We start from the raw sequence: 24,230 nt of genomic DNA, 5'->3' as shown, positions 1-24,230 counted from the left end.
ACGAAAGGGCCATCTTAGCGCCGTTTGATTCCCGCGTGTTGCGATGCCGCAATCGTCGTGCCCAGTCCAATCAGTGACTTGGCGTGGCCGCCGGACGGTAACGGCAGCGCAGCAGCAGTTCGTCGACTCCGTCCGTGTCGCCCAGGCCATCGCGCCATCGCAGCGGTTTCTGGAAGCGCAGGCCGAGCGGCATGAACACGCGGTTGTACCACCACATCGCGCGCTCGCGCCGGTGGGTGAGGTACCACTGGCCGAGTTCGAGCAGGCGCGAGGACTTCGGTTGCATGCCGTACACCGCGCTGCTTTCGATGATGAAACCGTGCCGGGCGAGCCGGACCGCGATCTGTGCCGGTTCGTAGCGGCGACAGTGGCCGACGAAGTCGTCGAACGCGGTCCACGCCGCCGGATGCAACGGCACCGACAGCAGCACGCTGGCGCCGGGTGCGGCCACGCGCGCCAGTTCCGCCAGCGCGCCGTCGTCGTCGGCGACGTGTTCGAGGATGTCGAGCGCACAGACCAGGTCGAAGCTAGCGTCGGCGCAGGGCAGGGCGCCGATCATGCCGTGCACCGCCTCGGCGCCGCTGTCGTGCAGGCGGCGCAGCGCGGCATGGCTGAGGTCGACGAAACAGGTGCCGCGCAATGGCAGCCGCGGGCGCAGGCCGGGCGCGACCTCCAGCCGGCGCGGCGCGGCGTCGGCCAGCTCGTGCAGCAGCGGCCAGGTGTTGAAGCGTTCCGGCGCGATCAGCTTCGCCTGCGCCCACAGCGACTCGTAGAAACCGCGGTTGGCACGAACCAGTTCGGCGTCGCTGCGGCTTTCGGCGTGGGGCGGTTCGGACATCGGCGGATTGAACCCGGTTCGCGCTGAGCGAAGTGTGAAGCCCGGCCCAGGGCGGGATACTCAGTCCAGCCGGCGGACCTCGGTGCCGGCTGCAATGTCGTGCAGCGCACGCCGGCGCGGATCGAACATGGCCACGGCGAACCAGCCGGCCCACACGACCAGCAGCGTCCACGCTGTCGCGTGCAGTCCGAGCACCGGCGCAAGCAACAGCGACACCAGCGGCGCGGCCGCCACCAGCACGCGGATCAGTGCCTGCTGCAGCGAGAGCGTGCCGCCATCGTCACGGGTGACCCGGATGCGCCACGGCCGCATGCCCAACGTCTGCCCGCCGCGTCGCCACGAGCTGACGAAATATGCCGCCACCACCGCGCCCTGCAGCGCCTGGTACCAGATCGGCACGACCACCGTCGCGCCGGTGCGGATCAGATTGCCGCCGGTGGCGAGCTGGCACAGCAGGCCCACCACCATCACGATCGCCACCACGATCAGCAGGTCGTAGACCAGCGCCAGCAGGCGGCGCCACAGCGGGCATGGGGTGTCGGCGGTGGCGAGGTTCGGCGGCATCGTGGGTCGGTCGCTTGCGTAGTGCGCGTGCAATGGCCAGCATCGTGCGCATGGGAAAGGAAGAAAACCGCGCCAGTATCGCCGAAGCCGACCGGCTGAGCATAAGCACGTTCGTGGAACGGGTATGGTCGGAGGACGGCTTGGCCGACCGCACCTTGGAGGCGTACCGGCGCGACCTGGAGGCGCTGGCCGGTTGGCTGGGCACGCACGGGCGCGACCTGCGCACGGCACGGCGCGAGGATATTTCCGCGTATCACGGCGCGCAGCCGGTGGCGGTGCGCTCGATCGCGCGGCGGCAGTCGGCGTTCCGCCGCTACTACGCGTTCCTCGCCCGCAGCGAGCCGGGCTTCGCCGATCCGACCCTGCTGATCGAGCGCCCGAAGCTGCCGCGCAGCCTGCCCAAGGCGCTGGCCGAACGCGAGATCGAGGGCCTGCTCGGCGCGCCCGATACCGGCACCACGCTGGGCCTGCGCGATCGCGCGATGCTGGAGCTGATGTACGCCTCCGGCCTGCGCGTGTCCGAGCTGGTGGAGTTGCCGCTGGCCGCGCTGAACCCGCGCCAGGGTGTGTTGCGCGTCACCGGCAAGGGCGGCAAGGACCGGCTGGTGCCGGTCGGCGAAGAAGCGCTGGCGCGCATCGGCGCTTACCTGGCCGACGCGCGGCCGACGCTGGCGAAAGGCCGCCAGCCGGCGGCGCTGTTCCTCAGCCAGCGCGGCGAAGGCATGACCCGACAGATGTTCTGGACCCTGGTGAGGCGCTACGCGCTCAAGGTCGGCATCAACCCGAAACGCATCTCGCCGCACGTGCTGCGCCACTCCTTCGCCACCCACCTGCTCAACCACGGCGCCGACCTGCGCGCCCTGCAGATGCTGCTCGGCCACAGCTCGCTCAGCACCACGCAGATCTACACCCTGGTGGCGAAGGAAGGCCTGAAGCGGCTGCACGCGCAGCATCATCCGCGGGGGTGAGTGGCATCGACGAATCGAACAATGTCTCTGTATCTCGGTTTCCCGCCAAGCGCGGAAGCGTGGGAGACATGAGGCAACGCTTTACACGTCCGCCCACATCCGCAGCAGGTTCGCATGCGACTTGCTGATGGCGTCGAACGTGGGGCTCTTGCCTTCGCGGCCGAAGATCTGCCGTTTGGCGTTGTCCAGGTCCCACAGCAGTTCGCGTTTGCCGGCATCGCGTACCTGGCTCTGTACCCAGATGATGGCGGCGTAACGTGCGCCCTGGGTGACGGGGGTGACGTGATGCAGGGAGTTGGCCGGGTAGGCGATGGCGGATCCGGCGTCCAGCTTGAAGCCGTATTCCATGCCGTTGGTATCCACCACCAGGTCGCCGCCGGTGTAGCTCTTGGGGTCGGACAGGAAAACCGTGATCGCCACATCGCTGCGCACCGCACTGCCGAGCCCGCCCATCACGGGGGCATCGACGTGCCGGCCGTATTGCATGCCGACGTCGTAACGGTTGAACAGTACCTGCGTCATGGCGGACGGCAGAATCGACGCCTGCAGCATCCCGTTGCGCAGGAAGGCGCTGCGCACGATCTCGCGCAGCCGGGCCTGGCTTTCGGTGTCGATGTCGACCTGCAGGTTTTTCTTGACCTCGCGTGCCGACCAGCCAGCCGTGCTGGCGCCGTCGATGAACGAAGCGTCACGAAGTTCGTTGCGGATCGTGCCGAGTTCCTCGGCCGTCAATACGTTGGGAGCGCAAATGATCAAGATGATTCCACCCAGCAATTCAAGCCGTTGGACGAAGCGGCGAGTGTACGGCAAGGCGTTCCACCGGCTCGCTTGCCTGCATTTCGGAAATTTACCATTGAACGGAGGGCACGATCATGGGCTTTGCGAGCATGGCGGGCACCGCTTTGCCACGGTCTGGCGAGCGAGGAGCGTTCATCCGCCTGTGCGAGAATGTGTTCCTGTGGCCGCTACCCCGCGCAGCCTGGATCGAATGAGGTTGATGGTGATGTTGAAGAAACTGTTGCTGGCGCTGTGCATCGGCGGGCTTTCCCTGGCTGTCTGTGCGGCCGAAAACGATGCGGCGCCGGCCACCAGCCCGGCGGTGACGCCGGCGGCGCAGCAGATGGTGCGGCAGGCGATCAAGAGCTTGGCGGCGAATGTCCAGGTCGACTCGATCGAGCCGGCGCCGATGCCGGGCTTCTACCAGGTGATTGCCGCCGGGCAGATGCTCTACGTCAGTACCGACGGCAAGTACGCGATGCATGGCGATGTGATCGACCTGAGCCGCAAGCAGAACGTCAGCGACGACGCCTGGGCGCGCTTCCGCAAGGCCGAACTGGCCAAGGTGCCGGCGTCCGAGCGCATCGTGTTCGCGCCGCCGAATCCGAAGTACACGATCACCGTGTTCACCGACGTCAACTGCGGCTTCTGCCGCGCGCTGCACGAGCACGTGGCCGCGTTCAACAAGGAAGGCATCGCGGTGGAATACCTGGCGTGGCCGCGCGAAGGCCTGGTGACCACCGCCGGGCGGCCCACGCCGACCTATACCGAGATGGTCTCGGTGTGGTGCGCCAAGGACCGCAAGGCGGCGTTCACCGCCGCGAAGGAAGGTCATGCGCCGGCGCCGGCGACCTGCGCCAACCCGGTCAAGGACCAGTTCAACCTGGGCGTGAAGCTGGGCGTCAACGGCACCCCGGCGATCTATGGCCCGGATGGCCGCGTCCTGGGCGGCTATGTCACCCCGGAACAGCTGCTGCAGGCGCTGCGGCAGGGCGGTTGAGGCTGATCGCACTCCCTTCCTGCGGGGCACGGGACGGAACGCAAGGGCAGGGTTCCGGCCTTGGCTTATGCCGTATTGCAGCATGGGTTAGAATAGGCGTTTTCCTCGCATAGCGCCGTTCCCCGCATGATCGCACTCGACGGGCAGAACGCCCTCTCGCCGTTCCGCCTCGAACGCCTCAATGCCCGCCTGGATGCCCTGCATCGCGGCGTGCGCGTGCAGGCGTCGTGGTTCGTCTACTTCGTCGACGCCGAGACGGCGCCGGAAGGTGAGCTGCGCCAGCGCCTGCTGGCCGTGCTGGAGGCGAAGGACGCCGCGCCGGAACCGGCCACGCTGTGGGTGGTGCCGCGGCTGGGCACGATCTCGCCGTGGTCGAGCAAGGCCACCGACATCCTGCATGGCGCCGGTTTCGACGTGCGCCGGGTGGAGCGCGGGCTGGCCTGGCAGGTGGCCGGCCTGCCGCCGGTCGAGGCTCCGGACCATGCCGCGATCATGGCCGTGCTGCATGACGCGATGACGCAGTCGGTGCTGCGGCGGATCGAGGACGCGCAAGGCCTGTTCCTGGCCGGCTCGCCCGGCGACCTGGTGCACGTCACGCTCGGCGCCAATCCGCAGGCCGCACTGGCCGCGGCGAACCTGCGGCTGGGCCTGGCGCTGGCCGACGACGAGATCGACTACCTGGTCGATCGCTACGCCGAGCTCGGCCGCGATCCCACCGACGCCGAGCTGTTCATGTTCGCCCAGGCGAACTCCGAGCATTGCCGACACAAGGTGTTCAACGCCAGCTGGACGGTCGACGGCGCGGAACAGGACAAGACCCTGTTCGGCATGATCAAGCACACCCACCAGCGCTCGCCCGCGCATACCCTGTCTGCGTATTCGGACAACGCGGCGGTGATCGAGGGCAGCACCGGCCGGCGCTTCTTCGCCGACCCGGCCGATGGCGTGTGGCGCGGCCACGAGGAGCGCATCGACTACGCGATCAAGGTGGAGACGCACAATCATCCCACCGCGATCGCGCCCTGGCCCGGTGCGGCCACCGGCGCCGGCGGCGAGATCCGCGACGAGGGCGCGACCGGCCGCGGCGGCAAGCCGAAGGCCGGGCTCACCGGTTTCTCGGTGTCCGACCTGCGCATTCCCGGCCTGCCGCGGCCGTGGGAAGTGGATCGCCCGCTGCCGCCGCGCATGGCCAGCGCGTTCGAGATCATGCGCGACGGCCCGCTCGGCGCCGCCGCGTTCAACAACGAATTCGGCCGCGCCTGCCTGGGCGGCTATTTCCGCAGCTACGAGCACGAGAGCGCCGAGCCCGGCCTGCGCCGCGGCTACGACAAGCCGATCATGCTGGCCGGCGGGCTGGCCAACCTGCGCCCCGGCCACGTGCTGAAGCATGCGGTGCAGCCGGGCAACAAGGTGATCGTGCTGGGTGGCCCGGCGATGCTGATCGGGCTCGGCGGCGGCGCGGCCTCGTCGGTCGCCGGTGGCGCGTCGAGCGCGGAGCTGGACTTCGCCTCGGTGCAGCGCGACAACGCCGAGATGGAGCGGCGCTGCCAGGAAGTGATCGACGCCTGTTGTGCGCGCGGTGAGCACAACCCGATCGTCAGCGTGCACGACGTCGGCGCCGGCGGCCTGTCCAACGCGATTCCCGAGCTGCTCAACGACGCCGGCGTCGGCGGCACGATCGACCTGTCGAAGATTCCCTGTGACGACCCCTCGCTGTCGCCGATGCAAGTGTGGAGCAACGAGTCGCAGGAACGCTACGTGCTGGCGATCGGCCCGGAGAATCTGGCCGAGTTCGAGGCGATGTGCGTGCGCGAGCGCTGCCCGTATGCGGTAGTCGGAGACGCCACGGTCGAGCGCCAGCTGGTGCTGACCGACCCGCGCCGCGGGCTGACCGTGATCGACCTGCCGATGGACGTGCTGTTCGGCAAGCCGCCGCGGATGCACCGCGACGCCACGCGGTTGAAGGCACGCATCGACCTGGTGCCGGACCTCACCGGCATCGGCATGGACGAGGCGCTGCTACGCGTGTTGCGCCTGCCCGGTGTGGGCAGCAAGAGTTTCCTGATCACCATCGGCGACCGCACCGTCGGCGGCCTGAATGCGCGCGACCCGATGGTCGGCCCGTGGCAGGTGCCGGTGGCCGACTGCGCGGTGACCATCGCCGACTTCGACGGCTATGCCGGCGAGGCGATGGCGATGGCCGAGCGCGCACCGGTGGCACTGCTGAGCAGCGCCGACGCGGCGCGAATGACGGTCGGCGAAGCGATTACCAACCTGGCCGCGGCGTCGATCGCCAGTCTTGGCGAAGTTCGCCTGTCGGCGAACTGGATGGCCGCGGTCAACCATCCGGGCGAGGACGCGGCGCTGTTCGATGCGGTCAAGGCGATCGGCATGGAGCTGTGCCCCGAGCTGGAGATTTCCATCCCGGTCGGCAAGGACTCACTGTCGATGCAGACCGTGTGGCAGGACGGCGGCACCGCGCAGCGCACGGTGTCGCCGGTGTCGCTGGTGATCACCGGTTTTGCCCGCGTCAGCGACGTGCGCCGCACGCTCACGCCGCAGTTGCGGCTGGACCGCGGTGCCACCGAGTTGTGGCTGATCGACCTGGGTGCGGGGCGCGACCGTCTCGGCGGCTCGGCGCTGACCCAGGTGTTCAACCGCGGCGGCGGCGTGCCACCGAACCTGGACGACGCGAAACGGCTGAAGGCGCTGTTCGAGCTGGTCCAGGAAGCGAACGCGAGCGGCCTGCTGCTGGCCTACCACGACCGCTCCGACGGTGGCGTCATCACCACCCTGCTGGAGATGGCGTTCGCCGGCCACTGCGGCCTGGAAATCCATCTGGACGGCTGGGGTGAAGCGACCCTGCGTGCGTTGTTCAACGAGGAACTCGGCGCGGTGGTACAGGTGGCCGAGGCGAACCGCGAGGCGTTCGAAGCGCTGTTGATCAAGTACGGGCTGGCCGGCATCAGCCATCGCATCGGCCGGCCGAAGGAGAAGCTGGGGATCAAGCTGTTCCTCGGCGACGAAACCCTGTTCAAGTGGCACTGGAGCACGCTGTTCAAGGCGTGGAACGAAACCAGCCACGCGATGCAGCGCCTGCGCGACAACCCGCTCACCGCCGACGCCGAGTCGGAGTGGCGGCTCGACGACGCCGATCCGGGCATCACCCCGAAGCTCACGTTCGATCCGGCGCAGGATGTCGCCGCGCCGTTCATCGGCACGGGCGAACGCCCGCGCATCGCGGTCCTGCGCGAGCAGGGCGTCAACGGCCAGGTCGAGATGTCGGCCGCGTTCACCCGCGCCGGTTTCGACGCGGTGGACGTGCACATGTCCGACCTCGCCAGCGGGCGGATCAGGCTGGCGGATTTCCGCGGCTTCGCGGCCTGCGGGGGTTTTTCCTACGGCGACGTGCTCGGTGCGGGCCGCGGCTGGGCCACCTCGATCCTGTACAACGACTATCTGCGCGCTGAGTTCAGCGCGTTCTTCGCCGATCCGACGAAGTTCGCGCTGGGCGTATGCAACGGCTGCCAGATGCTGTCGCAGCTGAAGGAGATCATTCCCGGCGCGCAGCACTGGCCGAAGTTCCTGCGCAACGCGTCCGAACAGTACGAGGCGCGCCTGGCCACGCTGGAGATCCTCGACACGCCGAGCATCTTCTTCAAGGGCATGGCCGGCTCGCGGATTCCGGTGGCGGTGGCGCACGGCGAGGGCCGGGTGAGTTTCCCGCATGCCTGCAGCCCGTCGAAGTCGAACGGCGCGGTGCGCTTCGTCGACAATCGCGGCAAGCCGACCGAGAACTTCCCGCTCAACACCAACGGTTCGCCGGGCGGCCTGGCCGGCTTCACCGCTGCCGACGGCCGCGTGACGATCATGATGCCGCACCCCGAGCGCGTGTTCCGCAGCGTGCAGCTGAGCTGGCATCCGGAACAGTGGGGCGAGGATTCACCGTGGATGCGCATGTTCCGCAACGCCCGCGTGTGGTGCGGCTGACCGCCCGCCGCGCAACGAGGCGCTGAGCGATGGCCCGGCGCCGCTGGCCGGTATGGCGTGCCGTGCTGGCGTGGGTGGCCTGGCTGATCCTGCTGGCGTTGCTGCCGTGGTGGCTGGGCCTGCCGCTGCTGCTGGCGCTGGCAGCCGGAGTGACCTTGCTGCAGCACCGGCTGGCCGACGCGCATGCCGCGTCGATCCGGCACGCCTTGCGGTGGGGTCTGCCGGGCGTGCTGTTCGCGCTGCAGCGGACACTGGGCGGCGATGCGTTTGCCTGGGGCGCGGCCTTGCTGGGAGCTCTGGCCGGCTACACGCTGCTGGTTGGTCTGGAGGCGTGGCTCGATCGCGAACTGCACCGCACACCGGCGGCCGCGCCATCCGCCGAGTGGCCCGAACTGGCGATGGCGCCGGTCGGTCCGCCCGCGGAGATCATCGAGCTGCAGCCGCCGGCGTGGCAGACCGCCACGGATGAGCTGGTCGATCCGCTGGGTGGTCACGTGGTCTACCGCGAATGCGCGTACCTCTTTGAAATCGGCGAGCGCATCGACGGCGTCGGCGCGCAGGCCGCATTCAGTCCCGGTGGGCGCTGGTTCGCCGCGCGCATGCACAACGACCGCGGCGTGTTGCTGTGGGATCGCCAGCGCGAACGGCAACACCGCCTGCGCGGCTGGCAGCTGGGTGGCTGGTATCGCGAGCAGCCGTGGCTGCTGCGCCGCGACGACGACATGCCGCTGGCGTTGTCGGCGGTGCTCGGCGAGGACGATGTGGAAGAGACGTGAAGCGATGGCGGATCGCGGATTTTCTCGGTGTCATGACGTCGCTGCCTGTTTTCCCGGGGTACGTCTCCGCGCATACTTGTCGGGTGGCTACTCCTGCTTCCCATCGCTCGCCGTTCGCGCTGGTGCTCAGCGTGATCGTGGTGTCCGCCGACAGTGGCCCGACGCTGCGCGAGTGCGTGCGCGGCGTGCTGGCCAGCACGCTGCCGCTGGAACTGATCCTGGTCGACAACAATTCGCATGACGGCGTGCCCGAGGCGATCGAGCGCGCGCATGCGCACGACACGCGGCTCAAGGTGATCTACAACTACCGCAACCTGGGCTTCGGCCCGGCGGCGAACCTCGCCGCGAAGCAGGCGCAGGGTCAGGCATTGCTGATCCTCAACCCCGACTGCCTGCTGCGGCAAGGCGATCTGCAGCGCCTGCTGGACCTGCTCTCCGGCCAGCCCAAGGCCGGCCTGATCGGTGCGGTGGTGTGCGATGCCGACGGCCGTCCCGATCCCGCTTCGTGGCGTCGCGACCCGTTGCTGCAGCGTTCGCTCAACAGCCTGCTCGGTCGCCCCGGCGAGAAGGTCAACATCGAGCGGGAGATTCCGGCGGACGTGGTCGAGGCCGAGGCGGTGTCGGGTGCGGTGATGCTGATGCCGCGCACGATGTTCCAGCGCCTTGGCGGTTTCGACGAGGACTACTTCCTGCATTGCGAGGACCTGGACCTGTGCCGCCGGGTGCGCGACCTCGGCTACCAGGTGCTGCTGGCCGGCGACGTGCGCGTGCTGCACGGCAAGGGCAGTTCCAGCCGGCACCGCCCGGTGTTCGTCAGCCGGCACAAGCACCGCGGCATGTGGCGCTGGTTCCGCAAGCACGACCCGGCCGCACGCAATCCGCTGACGGCCGGCGTCGTGTGGCTGGGCATCTGGGGGCATTTCCTGGTGCAGGTCCCGGCGCAGCTGTGGCGATTGCTGCGGACGAAGAAAGCGGGCGACGGGCGAACAGTGAGGGACGAGTAGCGGGGCCTTCTGTGTTTGCATGTACCCGCCGCGGAGGTTGCGGCACACTGGCACTTCCTCGCGCTGTCTTCTTCTCCGATGAATTCCCGCACTGTCACCACTCTTGCCACCGTCGGCCTGCTGGCAATGACCGCGGTGTGGGGCTCCACCTTCGTGCTGATCAAGGACGTGGTGGGGCGCATGCCGGTGGCGGATTTCCTGGCCGTGCGTTTCGTGATCGCCGCCGTGGCGATGCTGGCGCTGTTCGCCCGGCCGGTGTGGCGGCTCGGCCGCCGGCAGGTACTTTGCGGCCTGCTGCTCGGCGCGATCTACGGCACCGGCCAGCTGCTGCAGACCTGGGGGCTGTCGCTGATCGCGCCCAGCGTCAGCGGTTTCGCCACCGGCATGTATGTGGTGTTCACGCCGATCCTGGCGCTGCTGTTGCTGCGCCAGCATATGGCCGGCATCGTGTGGCTGGCGGTGCTGCTGTCCACCGCCGGGCTGGCGCTGCTCTCGCTCAACGGCGTCTCGGTCGACCTGGGCGTGTGGCTGACCCTGGCCTCGGCCGCGCTGTACGCGCTGCACATCGTGCTGCTCGGCCAGTGGTCGCGGCAGGGCGAGGCGTTCGGCCTGTCGGCGGTGCAGATGGTGGCGATCGCGCTGGTCTGCCTGCTCGCCACTGCGCCGCACGGGCCGGTATGGCCTCCCGATCGCAGCGCCTGGTTCGCCGTGCTGTACATGGCGCTGATCGCCGGCGCCGGCGCGATGCTGATGCAGACCTGGGCGCAGTCGCACCTGCCGGCCGCCCGTGCCGCGATCGTGATGACCACCGAGCCGGTGTTCGCCGCCGCGTTCGCGGTGCTGCTGGGCAGCGACGTGCTGAGCTGGCGCATGCTGCTCGGCGGCGGGCTGATCCTGGCCGCGATGTACCTGGTCGAGCTGATGCCGCGGCGCGCGGCGCTATCCGCCGAGGCGGCACATCACGAGGTGTGAGGCTTCGATGCATGTCGTGCCGCTCGCGTCTGCAGCGCGATGCGCACCAGGTACACCACGATCGCCACATTGCCGGCCAGCGTCGCCAGCTTCAGCCAGCCGAAGTGGTGCAGCGTCTCGTACAGTTCCAGCGGGATCAGCGAGCCGGTGGCGATCACCGTGAACCATTCGGCCCAGTACTTGCCCAGCCACAGGCCGACGCCTTCGATACCGAACAGCACGGCATAGCCGAGTGCAACCGCGCCGACTGCGACGAATCGGCTGGGCCCGAAATCCTCCAGCAGGCCGACCAGTTTCCAGCGCAGGCCATTGCTGTCGGCCAGCGAAAGATGCTCCAGCCAGTGCACCAGGTGCTCGAAGTTCTGCTGGCGATCGAGATGGAACGCCGCCATGGCCACCAGCAGCAGGCACGCGGTTTTGATGATCTCGTAGACCGCGATGACGCGCAGGCCGGGGTGATGCTGCACCGGGGCGGCCGCGTGCGGGGGAAGTGCGGGGTTCTTGTTCTGCATGAGGGGACACGGGACAGGCAAGCCGCCCATTGTCCTCACTTGCGCGCGCTTGACCAGTGCGCACCGGCACGGTCGCCGCCGCCGCACGGGTGCAGGAGCCTGCCGGCGGGCGATGCTCCCTGACGGGGATCGGGAGCCGTCGGGGGCATGGCCTGCCGGCAGGTTCGTGCGACGTCGCGGCGGTCTTTCAGCAGCAGCGCCCGCCTGTGCCCTTGTAGCGGGCTTCCTGCCGTTCGCGGAAGAACTCCTTGTAGCTGGGTACCTTGCGCTCGGGATGGTGTTCGCGCAGATGCTTCACGTAGACGTCGTAGTCGGGTACGCCGCAGCACAGGCGGGCGGTTTGCACCGCCCACTTGCGCACGGACTGGAGGGTCGCGTTCATCACGTCGTCCTCAGCCGGCCACGCTGCTCAGCGCCACGTACGGTTCTTCGTGCGCGGTCGGGTGGTTGGTCTGCCAGGCCTTGACCAGCGCGCGCAGGCAGAACAGCACCATCGCCACCACCAGCGCCATGAACAGGCCGGTCATCACCATGTCCACGTAGTTGTTGGTGACGATCCGCTGCATCTCCGCCGCCGACTTGGCCGGCGCCATCAGCTGGCCCTGCTGCATCGCGTCCGCGTACTTGTTCGCGGCGGCGGTGAAGCTGATCGGGCCGACCAGTTTTTCGAAACCGGCGGTGAGCGTGCAAACGATCAGCCACAACGCGGGGATGCCCGGCACCCACACATAGCGCTCGCGCTTGAGCTTCACCACCACCACGGTGGCCAGCATCAGCGCGATCGCGGCGAGCATCTGGTTGGCGATGCCGAACAGCGGCCACAGGGTGTTGATGCCGCCGAGCGGGTCGACCGCGCCCTGGTACAGGAAGTAGCCCCACAGCGCCACGCAGATCGCGGTGGCCAGCAGGTTGCCGGTCCACGACTCGGTTTCCTGCAGCGGCTTGTGGATCAGGCCGGCGATCTCCTGGATCATGAAGCGGCCCACGCGGGTGCCGGCGTCCACCGTGGTGAGGATGAACAGCGCCTCGAACAGGATCGCGTAGTGGTACCAGAACGCCATCATGCCGCCGCCGGGAAGGATGTTGTGCAGCAGCTGGGCCATGCCCACCGCCAGCGTCGGCGCGCCGCCGGCGCGGCCGAGGATGCTGCCCTCGCCAATGTCCTTCGCGGTCTGCAGCAGTTCGTCCGGGGTCACCACGAAGCCCCACTGGCTGATCGTGGTGGCCGCTTCCTGCACGGTGGTGCCGATGATCGCGCCCGGCGAATTCATCGCGAAGTACACGCCCGGGTGCAGCGAGGCGGCGGCGACCAGCGCCATGATCGCCACGAACGCCTCCATCAGCATGCCGCCGTAGCCGACCATGCGCGCCTGGCCTTCGTTGGCGAGCAGCTTCGGCGTGGTGCCGGAGGCGATGATCGAGTGCCAGCCTGATACCGCGCCGCAGGCGATGGTGATGAACAGGAACGGGAACAGGTTGCCGGCGAACACCGGGCCGGTACCGTCGATGAACTTGGTCACCGCCGGCAATTGCAAGGTCGGCGCGGCCAGGAAGATCGCCAGCGCCAGCAGCGCGATGGTGCCGATCTTGAGGAAGGTGGACAGGTAATCGCGCGGCGCCAGCAGCAGCCACACCGGCAGCACCGAGGCGCAGGAGCCGTAGGCGATCAGTAGCCAGGCCAGCGCCTTGGCGTCGAAGTCGAACAGCGGGGCCAGCGTGGCGGAGTCGGCCACGTGCTTGCCGAACCAGATCGAGGCCAGCAGCAGCACCAGGCCGATGAGCGACACTTCCAGGATGCGGCCCGGGCGGAACCAGCGCAGATAGCCGCCCATCAGCAGCGCGATCGGGATGGTGGCGGCCACGGTGAAGGTGCCCCACGGACTGTGCGTGAGCGCCTTGACCACCACCAGCGCCAGCACCGCCAGCACGATCATCATCAGCACCAGCACGCCGATCATGGCCACGATGCCGGGCACGGGCCCCAGTTCCTCGCGCAGCATGTGGCCGAGCGAGCGGGCGTCACGGCGCAGCGAGAGGCCGAGGATCATGAAATCCTGCACCGCGCCGGCAAACACCACGCCGAACAGGATCCAGATCGTGCCGGGCAGGTAACCCATCTGCGCGGCCAGCACCGGGCCGACCAGCGGACCGGCGCCGGCGATCGCGGCGAAGTGGTGGCCGAATACCACCCACTTGTCGGTGGGCACGTAGTCCAGGCCGTCGTTGCGCAGCACGGAGGGCGGTGCGCGGGTCGGGTCCAGCTTCAGCACGGAGTGTTCGATGAACTTGCCGTAGAAGCGGTAGCCGATCACGAAGACGGCGATCGACGCGGCGACCAGCCAGATCGCATTGATCGGCTCGCCGCGGCGCAGGGCCACCACGCCCAGGCAGAACGCGCCGACGATGGCGATGGCGACCCACAATATCTTGCTGGCCGGACTGGGCTTGGGCATGACGGCGGCTTGCATGGGCGGGTTCTCCTCGACAGTGCCGCAAGAGTCGTCCCGCCGGCCGCGGCGGTCAATCCCAAAACCGGCCAATCGGCATTAGCCTTTGGTCGAATAGTGAAGTCCGCGTCGTCACGCCGTGACGAGGCGGCAGCGCTACACTGGCCGCCTTGCCGACCACAAGGAATTCGTCATGCGCATCGCAGTTCGCTACGGTTTGCTGAGCCTTGCCCTCACGGTTGCCGCGCTGCCGCTGACCGCCGCCGGCTCGGGCCAGTTCAAGGATCTGCTGAACAAGGTCAAGCAGTCGACGCATGCGTCCAATGCCTCGCAGCTCGGCAGCAACCTGCCGAACAGCGACATCGCCGCCGGGCTCAAGGAGGCGCTGGCCAAGGGCACCACCAACGCGATCAACAGCCTGGGCCGCGACGGCGGCTTCTGGAACAACAGCAAGGTGCGCATTCCGCTGCCGGGCAAGCTCGAGCAGGCGGGCAAGCTGGCGCGCCAGCTCGGCCAGGGCGCCAAGGTCGACGCGTTCGAGCTGAGCATGAACCGAGCCGCCGAGAAGGCGGTGCCGCAGGTGGCCGAGATCTTCGGCGACGCGATCCGCAAGATGACCCTGGACGACGCACGCGGCATCCTTGCCGGCGGCGACCATGCGGCCACCGACTTCTTCCGTCGCGTCGCTGGCGATGCATTGACTGCGCGTATCCACCCGATCGTGGCCAAGGCCACCGACAGCGTCGGCGTCACCCAGAAGTACAAGTCGTTCACCGCCGGTGGCATGGGCGGCGAACTGGGCAGCGCGCTGGGCGCATTCGGCGGCAAGTCGGGCAAGTCGAACAAGGGCGCCAGTCCGCTGGACCTGGACGACTACGTGACGTCGAAGACCCTGGATGGCCTGTTCACCACCATCGGCGAGCAGGAGCAGTCGATCCGCCACAACCCGGGCGCCCGCACCACCGACCTACTGAAGAAGGTGTTCGGCGGTCGTTGAAGCCGCTTGCGGCTTCGACAAATCGGTACGAGGCTTTGCCCGGCTTTTTTGCTGTTGAAGCACGGGGCATCGCCGCTTGTACCCGCATCGCATCGACCACAGATCATTCGGTAACAGTGTTCAAGGCGAGGTCCTCATGATCCGTGAAATCCTCAAGATGGGCGATCCGCGCCTGCTGCGCATCGCGCCGCTGGTGCCCACCGCGATGCTGGGCAGCGCGGAACTCGATGCGCTGATCGCCGACATGTTCGAGACCATGCAGGCTGCCGATGGGGTCGGCCTGGCCGCCCCGCAGATCGGCGTCGACCTGCAGCTGGTGATCTTCGGCTTCGAGCACTCCGAGCGCTATCCCGACGCTCCCGAAGTGCCGCGCACGATCCTGCTCAACCCGGTGATCACGCCGCTGTCGCAGGACATGGAGGAAGGCTGGGAAGGCTGCCTGTCCGTGCCCGGCCTGCGCGGCGCGGTGAACCGCTACACGCTGATCCGCTACGAAGGCGTCGATCCCGGCGGCGCCCGCATCGAACGCACCGCCGAAGGCTTCCATGCCCGCGTGGTGCAACACGAGTGCGACCACCTGATCGGCCGGCTGTATCCCTCGCGCATCACCGACTTCAGCAAGTTCGGCTATACCGACGTGCTGTTTCCGGGCCAGGACAGGGGAGACGACTGATGCGCGCGATGTGGAATGACACCGTCCTCGCAGAGAGCGACGATACGGTGGTGGTCGAGGGGAATCACTATTTTCCTGCCGACTCGCTCCGACGCGAGCATTTCCGCGACAGCGATCATCACAGTGTGTGTCCGTGGAAGGGTACGGCGAGTTACTACGACCTGGTTGTCGGCGACGCGATCAATCCGCAAGCTGCCTGGTATTACCCGCAACCGAACGATGCCGCCGCGCAGATCAAGGATCGAGTGGCGTTCTGGCACGGTGTTGAGGTGGTGGGCTGACCACACAGGTTGCCGTGGGCGCAACGCTCGCGGATGATGCGGCACGCCCGAGAGAACGCCACCCGAGATGCCGCCAGCGGAATCAACACGGACCGGGATTCATCCCGACGCCAGCGTCCGCAACGCTGGCATCGACCTGTTGCGCGGGCTGGCGATCGTGCTGGTGGTGTTCAACCATCTCGGCCTGCGCATTCCGCTGAAAAAGACCGCATTGGCCGACGTGCTGCCGACGTGGCTGCTGAGTCGGCTGAACTACAACGGCTACGAGGCGGTCTTCGTGTTCTTCGTGATCTCGGGCTTCCTGATCGCGGGCAATGCGCTGCGCCGCTGGGGCAGCCTGGAGCGAATCGACATGCGCGCATTCTATGCGCGGCGTTTCGCCCGCATCGTGCCGTGCCTGCTGGCGCTGGTGGTGGTGCTGAGCGTGCTGCACCTGGCCGGCGTGCGCGACTACACGATCATCCACGCCAACCAGTCGCTGCCGCGCGCGATCGTTGCCGCGCTCGGCCTGCACCTGAACTGGTACGAGGGGCAGACCGGTTATCTGCCCGGCAACTGGGACGTGCTGTGGTCGCTGTCGATCGAGGAAGTGTTCTACATCGGCTTTCCGCTGGTGTGCCTGCTGACGCGGCGCCGCGCGGTGCTCTTGACGATGCTGGTGCTGCTGGCGTTGTCGTTGCCGTTCACGCGGGCCGTGCTGGACGGCAACGAGATCTGGCAGGAGAAGGCCTACCTGCCCGGCATGGCGGCGATCGCCACCGGGGTGATCGGCGCGTTGCTGGCGGCGCGCTGGCCGGCGCCGTCCGCGGGGCAGGTCAGGGCCCTGTACGCTTTCGGCGTGATCGGCCTGCTGGCCTCGATGCTCGGTGGCCGCTGGCTGTGGCCGCTGCTGCACGACGGCGTGATGCTGTTGCTGACGGCGTCCGCGATGTCGTTGCTGATCGCCTGCCAGGCGCGCCCGCCGCGCCCGCCGCGCGGCTTCGGTTGGCTGCGCGCATGGGGTCGCCTGAGCTACGAGATCTACCTCAGCCACATGTTCGTGGTGTTTTCCGTAGTCCGCTTGTACCGCGTGGCCGACGGCGACCCGCGTTGGGGTTTCCTGTGGTACCTGCTGGCGCTGCCGCTGTGCTGGCTGCTTGGCATGGCAGTGGAGCGCTGGCTGTCGCTGCCATGCGAACGCTGGTTGCGTGCGAGGTTGCTGCGTGCGCCACAGGTCGCGGGAAATCCTTTGCCGGCGACGGTGGTGACGGATTGATGCCCATGCGCAGACGTCGGTTGCGCATGGGCGGTACGGCTATTGCGGTCAGTGGCCTCGGGGCTGCGCGGCCTTCGATGCCGATTCGGTGTCGTCGAACTGCCAGGCGGGCTTGTTCGCCCCGTCCAGGCTCAGCTTCGCGCGGGCATGGCCGTCCTTGCCCTTGAGCTCGATGCTGGCGTGGTCGGTATCGGTGCCCAACTCGATCGCGGAGTCGCGCGCCTTGGGGTCGCCGTAATTGATGTACATCCCGGCGAAGTTCTCCGAATCGTCGATCATCAAGCCGATCGCTTCGTACGGTGGAGTGGCCCGGTCCAGCGCGAGCCCGACGCGACCGCCGCCCATGGAAGCCAGGCCGCCGCGTTCGCTGCCCTTGGTGTCGTAGAGCGTCATGCCGTAGTTGTCGTCGTCGCCGCGGCGCTTGTAGGTCTTGCCGTCAATGTGCAGCGTGGGCAGTTGGCCGACGGCGAGGCGATCCGCGCCGGTCTTGCCGAGGAAGATGATGCCGTCCGAGGCATCGTCCTTGCGCGTGCGGTCCTTGCTGGCCGGTACCGGTGCGCCGATCAGGATGCGGTCGTGCCCCTGCGCATCGGTGATCACCAGGCCCTGTGCCCGGAGAATCGTGTCTGGCTTGGTTGGCGTTTCCGGCTTGCGCAGCAACGACACGGCCGCCAATGCGATTACCGCCAACAGGGCGATGATCACCAGGGTGCGCAAACGCGCTACTTCCCGCTGCAAGCGGTTCCAGTCTTCCACGCGGACATCGGTCTGTTCGGACATGCGTTGTCTTCCTTTTCGGGTTGGGGAGTGCTGCGCCGAGCAACCGCGATCTGACATGCCGCGGACACGCAGCTCCCAAAGGTTACAACGGCCGTACAGGTGCCGAGACACGCGGAAACACCGCCTGAACTTGCGGTGGCGTAAGCTGCATGAGGGCGGATGTCTGCCCGGGAGAGGTTTGGTGAAGAAAGAAGATGAAACCCACATGCAGATCGTCTCTGCGGATATCAGCTCGGAATCGCTGACCGGCATGGTGATCTTCCGGCCGCATTGCGTGTCCCGTGCGGGGCGCAAGCTGGCCGAGGCCAGCAAGAGCGGCAACTGGTATGCCTTGCGCCCCGCCGAGGTACGCAGCTTTGCGCGGGCGCTGCTGGATGCGGCCGATACGCTGGATCTGAAGACGAAGACGCTGCAGGCGGCGAAGACGGCGACGGGCTGACCGCAGTGCCGGCGCGCGACCCCCTCAGCCGCGCCGGCAGCGATTGATGGTGTCGCGCAATCCGCTGGCGGCGGCGCGGGCAGCCGCGGCGAAGTCCTCGCCGTGGCCGGCGTAGAGTATCGCGCGCGACGAACTGATCAGCAGGCCCGTGCCGGCGGCCGTACGGCCGTGGCGCAGCACCGCTTCCACGTCACCGCCCTGGGCACCGATGCCGGGTACCAGCAGCGGCATGTCGCCGACCACCGCGCGCACCTTGCCCAGTTCCTCCGGCCAGGTGGCGCCGGTGACCAGGGCGCAGTTGCCATGGGCGTTCCAGTCGCGGGCGATGGTTTCAGCCACGCGCAGGTATAGCGGCTGGCCACTGCAATCGAGCGCCTGGAAATCCGCGCCGCCGGGATTGGACGTGCGGCAAAGCAGGATCACGCCCTTGTCGGCGCGATCGAGGAACGGCTGGATCGAATCGCGGCCGAGATACGGGTTCAGCGTCACCGCATCCGCCTGGTAACGCTCGAACGCCTCGCTGGCGTAGTGCTGCGCCGTGCTGCCGATGTCGCCGCGCTTGGCGTCGAGGATCACCGGTACGCCAGGATGCTTCGCGTGGATGTGCGCGATCAGCCGTTCCAGCGTGTCTTCGGCACGCAGCGCGGCGAAGTGCGCGATCTGCGGCTTGAACGCGCAGACCAGGTCGGCGGTGGCGTCGACGATGGCACGGCAGAAATCGAACACTGCGTCGGGTGCGTCACGCAGATGTGCGGGAAATTTCGCCGGTTCCGGATCGAGGCCGACGCAGACCAGCGAGTCGTTGCGGGTCCATGCCTGTTGCAGGGATTGCATGAAGTGCATCGGGGTCTCCATCGAGTCGATCGTTGCTGCTGTGCAGTGCTCCTCCCCCTGCCTGCAGGGGGAGGTTGGGAGGGGGTAAAGCTTTTGACTTTGAGATCAAGAGCGACCCCTCACCTGAAGGACTCCCTTCGGTCGCCCAACCCTCCCCTGCTTGCAGGGGAGGGAGCAGGAAGCATTTACGCCAGCTTCTTGTACTTCACGCGGTGCGGCCGCGCGCCTTCCTCGCCGAGGCGACGCTTCTTGTCGGCCTCGTACTCGTTGTAGTTGCCGGGGAAGAACTCCACGTGCGAGTCGCCCTCGAACGCGATGATGTGGGTGGCGATGCGGTCGAGGAACCAGCGGTCATGCGAGATCACGATGGCCGAGCCGGGGAACTCCAGCAGGGCATCTTCCAGCGCACGCAGGGTTTCCACGTCCAGGTCGTTGGACGGCTCGTCGAGCAGCAGCACGTTGCCGCCCTGCAGCAGGGTCTTGGCCATGTGCAGGCGGCCGCGCTCACCACCGGACAGGTTGCCGACGATCTTCTGCTGGTCGGTGCCCTTGAAGTTGAAGCGGCCGATGTAGGCGCGCGACTGGATCTCGAAGTTGCCGATGGTGATGATGTCCGAACCGCCGGACACTTCCTGCCACACGTTGTTTTTCGGATCGAGCGCGTCGCGCGACTGGTCGACATAGGCCAGCTTGGTGGTGAGGCCCAGCTTCACCTCGCCCGAGTCCGGCGTTTCCTTGCCCATGATCATCTTCATCATGGTGGATTTGCCGGCGCCGTTCGGGCCGATCACGCCGATGATGGCGCCCGGCGGTACCTTGAATGACAGGTCCTCGATCAGCACGCGGTCGCCGAACGACTTGGTCACGTTCTTGAACTCGATCACTTCCTGGCCCAGGCGCTCGCCCGGCGGGATGAAGATCTCGTTGGTCTCGTTGCGGCGCTGGTAGTCGACCGAGTTCAGTTCCTCGAAGCGGGCCAGGCGGGCCTTGCCCTTGGACTGGCGGCCCTTGGCGGCCGAACGCACCCACTCCAGCTCCTTCGCGATCGCCTTCTGGCGCGACTTCTCCTGGTTCGCTTCCTGCTTCAGGCGGGCGTCCTTCTGCTCCAGCCATTCGGTGTAGTTGCCCTTCCACGGAATGCCGCGGCCGCGGTCGAGTTCGAGGATCCACTCGGCGGCGTTGTCGAGGAAGTAGCGGTCATGGGTGACCGCCACCACGGTGCCGGGATAGTCGTGCAGGAATTTTTCCAGCCAGTCGACCGATTCGGCGTCCAGATGGTTGGTCGGTTCGTCCAGCAGCAGCATGTCCGGTTTGGACAGCAGCAGGCGGCACAGCGCCACGCGGCGCTTCTCGCCACCGGAAAGCGGCCCGATGACCGCGTCCCACGCCGGCAGGCGCAGCGCGTCGGCGGCCACTTCCAGCTGGCGCTCCAGCGCGTGCGCATCGTTGGCGGCCAGCAGATTTTCCAGTTTCTCCTGCTCCTTGGCGAGCTTGTCGAAATCGGCGCCGTCCTCGGCGTAGGCGGTGTAGACCTCTTCCAGCCGCTTCTGCGCATCGAGGATTTCCGCCACGCCTTCCTCGACCACTTCGCGTACGGTCTTGGCCGGGTTCAGGTCCGGCTCCTGCGCCAGGTAGCCGATCTTGGTGCCTGGCTGCGCGCGTGCCTCGCCCTGGAAGTCGGTATCCACGCCAGCCATGATTCTCAGCACGGTGGACTTGCCCGCGCCGTTGACGCCAAGCAGGCCGATCTTGGCGCCGGGGAAGAACGACAGCGAAATGTCCTTGATGATCTGGCGCTTCGGCGGGACGGTCTTGCTGACCCCGTTCATGGTGAAAATGTACTGCGAGCTCATGCAACCTCCGAAGGCGTGCGCCGCGCCACCTGCTGCTGGGTCGGCACGGAAAGGGAATTCGTCAAACCGCGCATTATAGCGGCTTGTGCCGGCATTCCGCGGGTCAGCCTGCCGATTTGCGGCGCCGGGGCGGCGCGGTTGTCGGCGCCAGGCCGGCCAGCAGCAGGTCGACCAGTTGCGCGAAGGCGGCATCCTCGCCCGGGGTGCCCCACAGGTGGGCCATGCCGGGGTAGTGGAAGCGCGAGGTGGCGTCGAAGATCGCCAGCGCGGTGGCCCTGGCGTCCACCTTGCGGAAGTCGCCGCTGGCCACACCCGCGGCAACGATCGAGGCGAGTTGTTCGCGCAGATGCTCGACGTGCTCGCCGATGACCTCGCGCGCGTCCGCGGCCAGGGCGCCGTAGGTGGCGAACAGTTCCGGTTCGCCCAGCGCCTTGTCGCGCTTGATCTCGCGCAGCGTGGCCAGCCACAGGCGCAACCGCGCCGGCGGTGCGGCGCGGCTGGCGGCGATCGTGCGCAACGGCGCCATCATCCGCTCCAGCCAGCCCCGCAGCACCGCGTCGCGCAGTGCCGCCTTGCTGGCGAAATGGCGGTACACGCTGCCGTGACTGACCCCCAGCGCCTGCGCCACGTCGACCACGGTGGCCTTGCCGGGACCGTAGCGGCGCAGCACGTCCTCGGCGGCGGCAAGGATGCGTTCGGGGGTCAGTACGGAGTCGTTCATGCCGCCGATTCAACCATGCCAAGGCTGGCGCTGACGAGTTCGTCGGCCACGTAGCCCAGTGGAATGTGGCCGCGCACGTGCTCCGTGGTGCCGTTTTCGAAGCCGATCCAGCCGCTGTTGAAGCCGTCCAGCATGGCGATGCGCGGGCCGGTGCGGCCGGCCGGCATGCCTTCGTCGTCGAAGCGCGCCACCCATTGTTCGCGCGGCACCGCGGTCGCCTCGACATCATGCTCGAGCACCGCGGCCAGTGCCTGCGCCATGTCGAGCGGGCTGTAGCGCCGCGGGCCCTCCAGCTCGATCACGCGGCGACCGAACCAGGTTTCGATGAGCGTGCCGGCGATGGTGCGGCCGATGTCGTCGGTGGCGACCATCGGTATCGCGCGATCGAGCGGTTGCAGGTAGCTGACGAGGCGCCCTTCGAACTGCGCCAGCGCCACATCCCAACGCATGTTCTCCATGAACCACGCGGCGCGGACGTGGGCGCGCGGCATGGGCAGCGTGTCGAGTGCGCTTTCCAGCAGGTGCAATTGGGTGATCAGGCCCAGGTCGCGATCGTGCTGGGCGCCGATCGACGACAGCGCGACGACCTTCGGCGGCCGGGCCTGACGCAACGCAGCGGTCAGCGTCCGCACCAGGGCGCGCGGTTCGGCGAAATCGGGGCTGGGCGCGAAGTTGGCCGGCAACATGACGAACGCGCCGTCGACGTTGCTGAATGCGGCGGCCAGTGCATCGACGTCGGACCAGTCGGCGATGGCGATCTCGGCGCCGCGCGCGGCCCACACCGCGGCTTTTGCCTTGTCGCGCACGATCGCGCGGATGCGCTGGCCGTTGTCCAGCAGATGCCTGGCGGTGGCGCTGCCGACCTGGCCGGTGATTCCCATGATGGCGTACATGCGGTTTTCCTCTGGCGAAGCGGGAAGGGAGTGGCGGCGCGCTTCAGCGCGCGCCACGTTCGCTGTCGAGCATGGCCATCTGCGCGGCGGCGTAGCGATCGCCGGCCGCTGCATCGGGTGGCACGGCGCGCTCGATCGCGGCGAGGTCGTCGGCGGAGAGCGTTACCTGCAGCGCGCCCAGTGCTTCATGCAAGCGCTCGCGCGTGCGCGCGCCGACCAGCGGCACGATGTCGTCGCCGCACGACAGCACCCAGGCGATCGCCAGCTGCGCCACGCTGCAGCCGCGTGCGTCGGCGAGTTGGCGCAGCAAGTCGACCAGGGCCAGGTTGCGCTCGAGGTTGTCGCCCTGGAAGCGCGGGCTATGCTGGCGGAAGTCGCGTGCGTCGGTGCCGCGGTCCTTCGACCAGTGGCCGCTGATCAGGCCGCGCGACAGCACGCCGTAGGCGGTGACGGCGATGCCCAGTTCGCGGCAGGCCGGCAGGATCGCCGCCTCGATGCCGCGCGAGATCAGCGAATACTCGATCTGCAGGTCGGCCACCGGCAACACGCTGTGCGCGCGGCGGATCGTCTCCACACCCACCTCGGATAGGCCGAGCTGCCGCACGTAGCCGGCCTGGACCAGCTCGGCGATCGCGCCGACGGTGTCCTCGATCGGCACGTTCGGGTCCAGTCGGGCCGGGCGATAGACGTCGATGTAGTCGGTGCGCAGGCGCTTGAGCGAATACGCCAGGGCGGTCTTCACCGCTGCGGGACGCGCGTCGTAACCCAGCCACGCGCCGTCCGGGCCGCGTTGCGCGCCGAACTTCACGCTGAGCTGGTAGCTGTCGCGCGGGCGGCCGGCCAGCGCCTCGCCCAGCAGCAGCTCGTTGTCGCCCATGCCGTAGAAGTCGCCGGTGTCGAGCAGGGTGATGCCGGCGTCCAGCGCGGCATGCACGGTGGCGATGCCTTCGCCGCGATCGGCCTTGCCGTAGAGGTCGGACATGCCCATGCAGCCGAGGCCGAGGGCGGAAACCTGCAGGCCGTTACGGCCAAGGATTCGATGTTCCATCGTGGTGTCCTGTGCGCGGGGTTGAGTGCGCAGTATGTTGTATTGAATGACAGATTTCAAATATTGTCATTTCGTGATTGAGTGCGAGTTGACGAGTGCCCGTCTTTTGCCCTGCCGCCGCACGGCCCTTGCCATATGGGCGTTCGATCTTCGGCTGTCATCCGACAAGGGGACAGGCACATGGAAACGGGTATGGCGACGATGCGCTGGCGGCGTTTGGCCATACTCGATCGCTGGCTGGCCAGGCGGCTGCGGCCACACGGCTCTGGCTGCTGTTCGTCGCGCTCGCGTGGCTGTTCGGGCCGTGCCAGGTGCATTACCGGATCCGCCGCGTGCATCGGCGCATGCCGCTGCTGCTGGGTTTCGTGCTGGTGGCGGCGTTCATCTGGCTGGCCGAGAACGCCGGCACGCTGGGGAGGGCCTGGCTGTATCCGGCCCAGCGCCATGGCTGGCACATGGTGCCGCTGGGCAAGCTGGGGGCGTGGCTGCTGCTGATGGTGATCAGCTACGTGATGGTGTCGGCGTTGCACCGGCGGGCGGCGGTTGCCCGGGCGGGCGCTGGCCGGTGGCCGCAAGCGCCCGGCAGCGCTACACTTTCCGGCTAATCC

24 protein-coding genes are annotated in these 24,230 nt (G+C 67.9%); 12 read left to right on the top strand and 12 right to left on the bottom strand.

Translation table 11 applies throughout. The features are described 5' to 3' along the window. Positions 1–70 precede the first annotated feature (70 nt). Both ABIE04_RS05130 and ABIE04_RS05125 read right to left on the bottom strand, forming a co-directional pair. Positions 71–838 carry a class I SAM-dependent methyltransferase gene (locus ABIE04_RS05130; protein WP_354547493.1) on the bottom strand — a complete coding sequence of 256 codons (768 nt, stop codon included), beginning with the start codon at positions 836–838 and terminating at the stop codon, positions 71–73. Between the two features lie 60 nt (positions 839–898). Then, on the bottom strand, positions 899–1,402 hold the full coding sequence (locus ABIE04_RS05125) for an RDD family protein (protein WP_354547492.1): 504 nt from the start codon (positions 1,400–1,402) through the stop codon (positions 899–901). A gap of 50 nt (positions 1,403–1,452) precedes the next feature. On the opposite strand from ABIE04_RS05125, the gene xerD reads away from it, so the two are divergent. Continuing rightward, positions 1,453–2,370 (top strand): site-specific tyrosine recombinase XerD, encoded by a 918-nt coding sequence (gene xerD / locus ABIE04_RS05120; RefSeq protein ID WP_354547491.1) that lies wholly within the window; start codon positions 1,453–1,455, stop codon positions 2,368–2,370. A gap of 81 nt (positions 2,371–2,451) precedes the next feature. Here xerD and ABIE04_RS05115 read toward each other — a convergent pair whose 3' ends face one another. Further along, complete coding sequence (locus tag ABIE04_RS05115) at positions 2,452–3,126, bottom strand: Fe2+-dependent dioxygenase (RefSeq protein ID WP_354547490.1); 675 nt, start codon at positions 3,124–3,126, stop codon at positions 2,452–2,454. Between the two features lie 247 nt (positions 3,127–3,373). On the opposite strand from ABIE04_RS05115, the gene ABIE04_RS05110 reads away from it, so the two are divergent. The 5 genes from ABIE04_RS05110 to ABIE04_RS05090 all read left to right on the top strand — a co-directional run bounded on the left by ABIE04_RS05110 (position 3,374) and on the right by ABIE04_RS05090 (position 10,889). Then, positions 3,374–4,147, top strand: a complete 774-nt coding sequence (locus ABIE04_RS05110) for a DsbC family protein (protein ID WP_354547489.1) — start codon at positions 3,374–3,376, stop codon at positions 4,145–4,147. Positions 4,148–4,273: 126 nt separating this feature from the next. Continuing rightward, the gene (gene purL, locus ABIE04_RS05105) at positions 4,274–8,137 is read left to right on the top strand and encodes a phosphoribosylformylglycinamidine synthase (RefSeq protein WP_354547488.1); all 3,864 of its coding nucleotides are present in this window, start codon (positions 4,274–4,276) and stop codon (positions 8,135–8,137) included. 29 nt (positions 8,138–8,166) lie between these two features. Beyond that, positions 8,167–8,913, top strand: a complete 747-nt coding sequence (locus ABIE04_RS05100) for a hypothetical protein (RefSeq protein ID WP_354547487.1) — start codon at positions 8,167–8,169, stop codon at positions 8,911–8,913. 83 nt (positions 8,914–8,996) lie between these two features. After that, positions 8,997–9,917 carry a glycosyltransferase family 2 protein gene (locus ABIE04_RS05095; RefSeq protein WP_354547486.1) on the top strand — a complete coding sequence of 307 codons (921 nt, stop codon included), beginning with the start codon at positions 8,997–8,999 and terminating at the stop codon, positions 9,915–9,917. A gap of 78 nt (positions 9,918–9,995) precedes the next feature. Continuing rightward, positions 9,996–10,889 (top strand): DMT family transporter, encoded by an 894-nt coding sequence (locus ABIE04_RS05090; protein ID WP_354547485.1) that lies wholly within the window; start codon positions 9,996–9,998, stop codon positions 10,887–10,889. On the opposite strand, the gene ABIE04_RS05085 is transcribed toward ABIE04_RS05090, so the two are convergent. The 3 genes from ABIE04_RS05085 to ABIE04_RS05075 form a co-directional block, all read right to left on the bottom strand. Continuing rightward, the gene (locus tag ABIE04_RS05085; RefSeq protein ID WP_354547484.1) at positions 10,877–11,401 is read right to left on the bottom strand and encodes a DUF2127 domain-containing protein; all 525 of its coding nucleotides are present in this window, start codon (positions 11,399–11,401) and stop codon (positions 10,877–10,879) included. The two genes, ABIE04_RS05090 and ABIE04_RS05085, sit on opposite strands and share 13 nt — an antisense overlap. Before the next feature lie 187 nt (positions 11,402–11,588). Next, the gene (locus ABIE04_RS05080; protein ID WP_056387460.1) at positions 11,589–11,783 is read right to left on the bottom strand and encodes a YbdD/YjiX family protein; all 195 of its coding nucleotides are present in this window, start codon (positions 11,781–11,783) and stop codon (positions 11,589–11,591) included. Positions 11,784–11,793: 10 nt separating this feature from the next. Next, positions 11,794–13,869, bottom strand: a complete 2,076-nt coding sequence (locus tag ABIE04_RS05075; RefSeq protein WP_354547483.1) for a carbon starvation CstA family protein — start codon at positions 13,867–13,869, stop codon at positions 11,794–11,796. A gap of 172 nt (positions 13,870–14,041) precedes the next feature. Between ABIE04_RS05075 and ABIE04_RS05070 the strand changes: the two genes are divergently transcribed. The 4 genes from ABIE04_RS05070 (at position 14,042) to ABIE04_RS05055 (ending at position 17,054) form a co-directional block, all read left to right on the top strand. Beyond that, on the top strand, positions 14,042–14,845 hold the full coding sequence (locus ABIE04_RS05070; protein WP_354547482.1) for a DUF4197 domain-containing protein: 804 nt from the start codon (positions 14,042–14,044) through the stop codon (positions 14,843–14,845). Positions 14,846–14,981: 136 nt separating this feature from the next. Then, positions 14,982–15,518, top strand: a complete 537-nt coding sequence (gene def / locus ABIE04_RS05065) for a peptide deformylase (RefSeq protein WP_354547481.1) — start codon at positions 14,982–14,984, stop codon at positions 15,516–15,518. Next, positions 15,518–15,799 (top strand): DUF427 domain-containing protein, encoded by a 282-nt coding sequence (locus ABIE04_RS05060; protein WP_354547480.1) that lies wholly within the window; start codon positions 15,518–15,520, stop codon positions 15,797–15,799. Before def ends, ABIE04_RS05060 begins: the two co-directional genes overlap by 1 nt. A gap of 67 nt (positions 15,800–15,866) precedes the next feature. Continuing rightward, positions 15,867–17,054 carry an acyltransferase family protein gene (locus tag ABIE04_RS05055; RefSeq protein WP_354547479.1) on the top strand — a complete coding sequence of 396 codons (1,188 nt, stop codon included), beginning with the start codon at positions 15,867–15,869 and terminating at the stop codon, positions 17,052–17,054. Between the two features lie 48 nt (positions 17,055–17,102). Here ABIE04_RS05055 and ABIE04_RS05050 read toward each other — a convergent pair whose 3' ends face one another. Further along, positions 17,103–17,834, bottom strand: coding sequence for a hypothetical protein (locus ABIE04_RS05050; RefSeq protein ID WP_354547478.1), 732 nt, complete (start codon positions 17,832–17,834; stop codon positions 17,103–17,105). A gap of 205 nt (positions 17,835–18,039) precedes the next feature. Here ABIE04_RS05050 and ABIE04_RS05045 point away from each other — a divergent pair, with 205 nt between their 5' ends. Next, a complete protein-coding gene (locus tag ABIE04_RS05045) occupies positions 18,040–18,273 on the top strand; it encodes a hypothetical protein (RefSeq protein ID WP_354549776.1) in 234 nt (77 codons plus the stop codon). A gap of 24 nt (positions 18,274–18,297) precedes the next feature. On the opposite strand, the gene pyrF is transcribed toward ABIE04_RS05045, so the two are convergent. From pyrF to ABIE04_RS05020, 5 genes are all read right to left on the bottom strand, one after another. Further along, on the bottom strand, positions 18,298–19,116 hold the full coding sequence (pyrF, locus tag ABIE04_RS05040; protein ID WP_354547477.1) for an orotidine-5'-phosphate decarboxylase: 819 nt from the start codon (positions 19,114–19,116) through the stop codon (positions 18,298–18,300). Positions 19,117–19,292: 176 nt separating this feature from the next. Then, a complete protein-coding gene (gene ettA / locus ABIE04_RS05035; RefSeq protein WP_354547476.1) occupies positions 19,293–20,960 on the bottom strand; it encodes an energy-dependent translational throttle protein EttA in 1,668 nt (555 codons plus the stop codon). Between the two features lie 103 nt (positions 20,961–21,063). Beyond that, positions 21,064–21,681 carry a TetR/AcrR family transcriptional regulator gene (locus tag ABIE04_RS05030; RefSeq protein ID WP_354547475.1) on the bottom strand — a complete coding sequence of 206 codons (618 nt, stop codon included), beginning with the start codon at positions 21,679–21,681 and terminating at the stop codon, positions 21,064–21,066. Then, positions 21,678–22,574: an NmrA family NAD(P)-binding protein gene (locus ABIE04_RS05025; RefSeq protein ID WP_354547474.1), complete on the bottom strand. Its 897-nt coding sequence runs from the start codon at positions 22,572–22,574 to the stop codon at positions 21,678–21,680. Before ABIE04_RS05025 ends, ABIE04_RS05030 begins: the two co-directional genes overlap by 4 nt. 43 nt (positions 22,575–22,617) lie before the next feature. Continuing rightward, on the bottom strand, positions 22,618–23,622 hold the full coding sequence (locus ABIE04_RS05020) for an aldo/keto reductase (protein ID WP_354547473.1): 1,005 nt from the start codon (positions 23,620–23,622) through the stop codon (positions 22,618–22,620). Positions 23,623–23,750: 128 nt separating this feature from the next. Here ABIE04_RS05020 and ABIE04_RS05015 point away from each other — a divergent pair, with 128 nt between their 5' ends. After that, a complete protein-coding gene (locus ABIE04_RS05015; protein WP_354547472.1) occupies positions 23,751–24,227 on the top strand; it encodes a DUF817 family protein in 477 nt (158 codons plus the stop codon). The last annotated feature ends 3 nt before the right edge of the window (positions 24,228–24,230 follow it).

Origin of the sequence: Rhodanobacter soli (assembly GCF_040548735.1) — a bacterium.
GTDB lineage: Bacteria > Pseudomonadota > Gammaproteobacteria > Xanthomonadales > Rhodanobacteraceae > Rhodanobacter > Rhodanobacter soli_A.
This window is presented reverse-complemented; position numbering and strand designations above follow the sequence as displayed.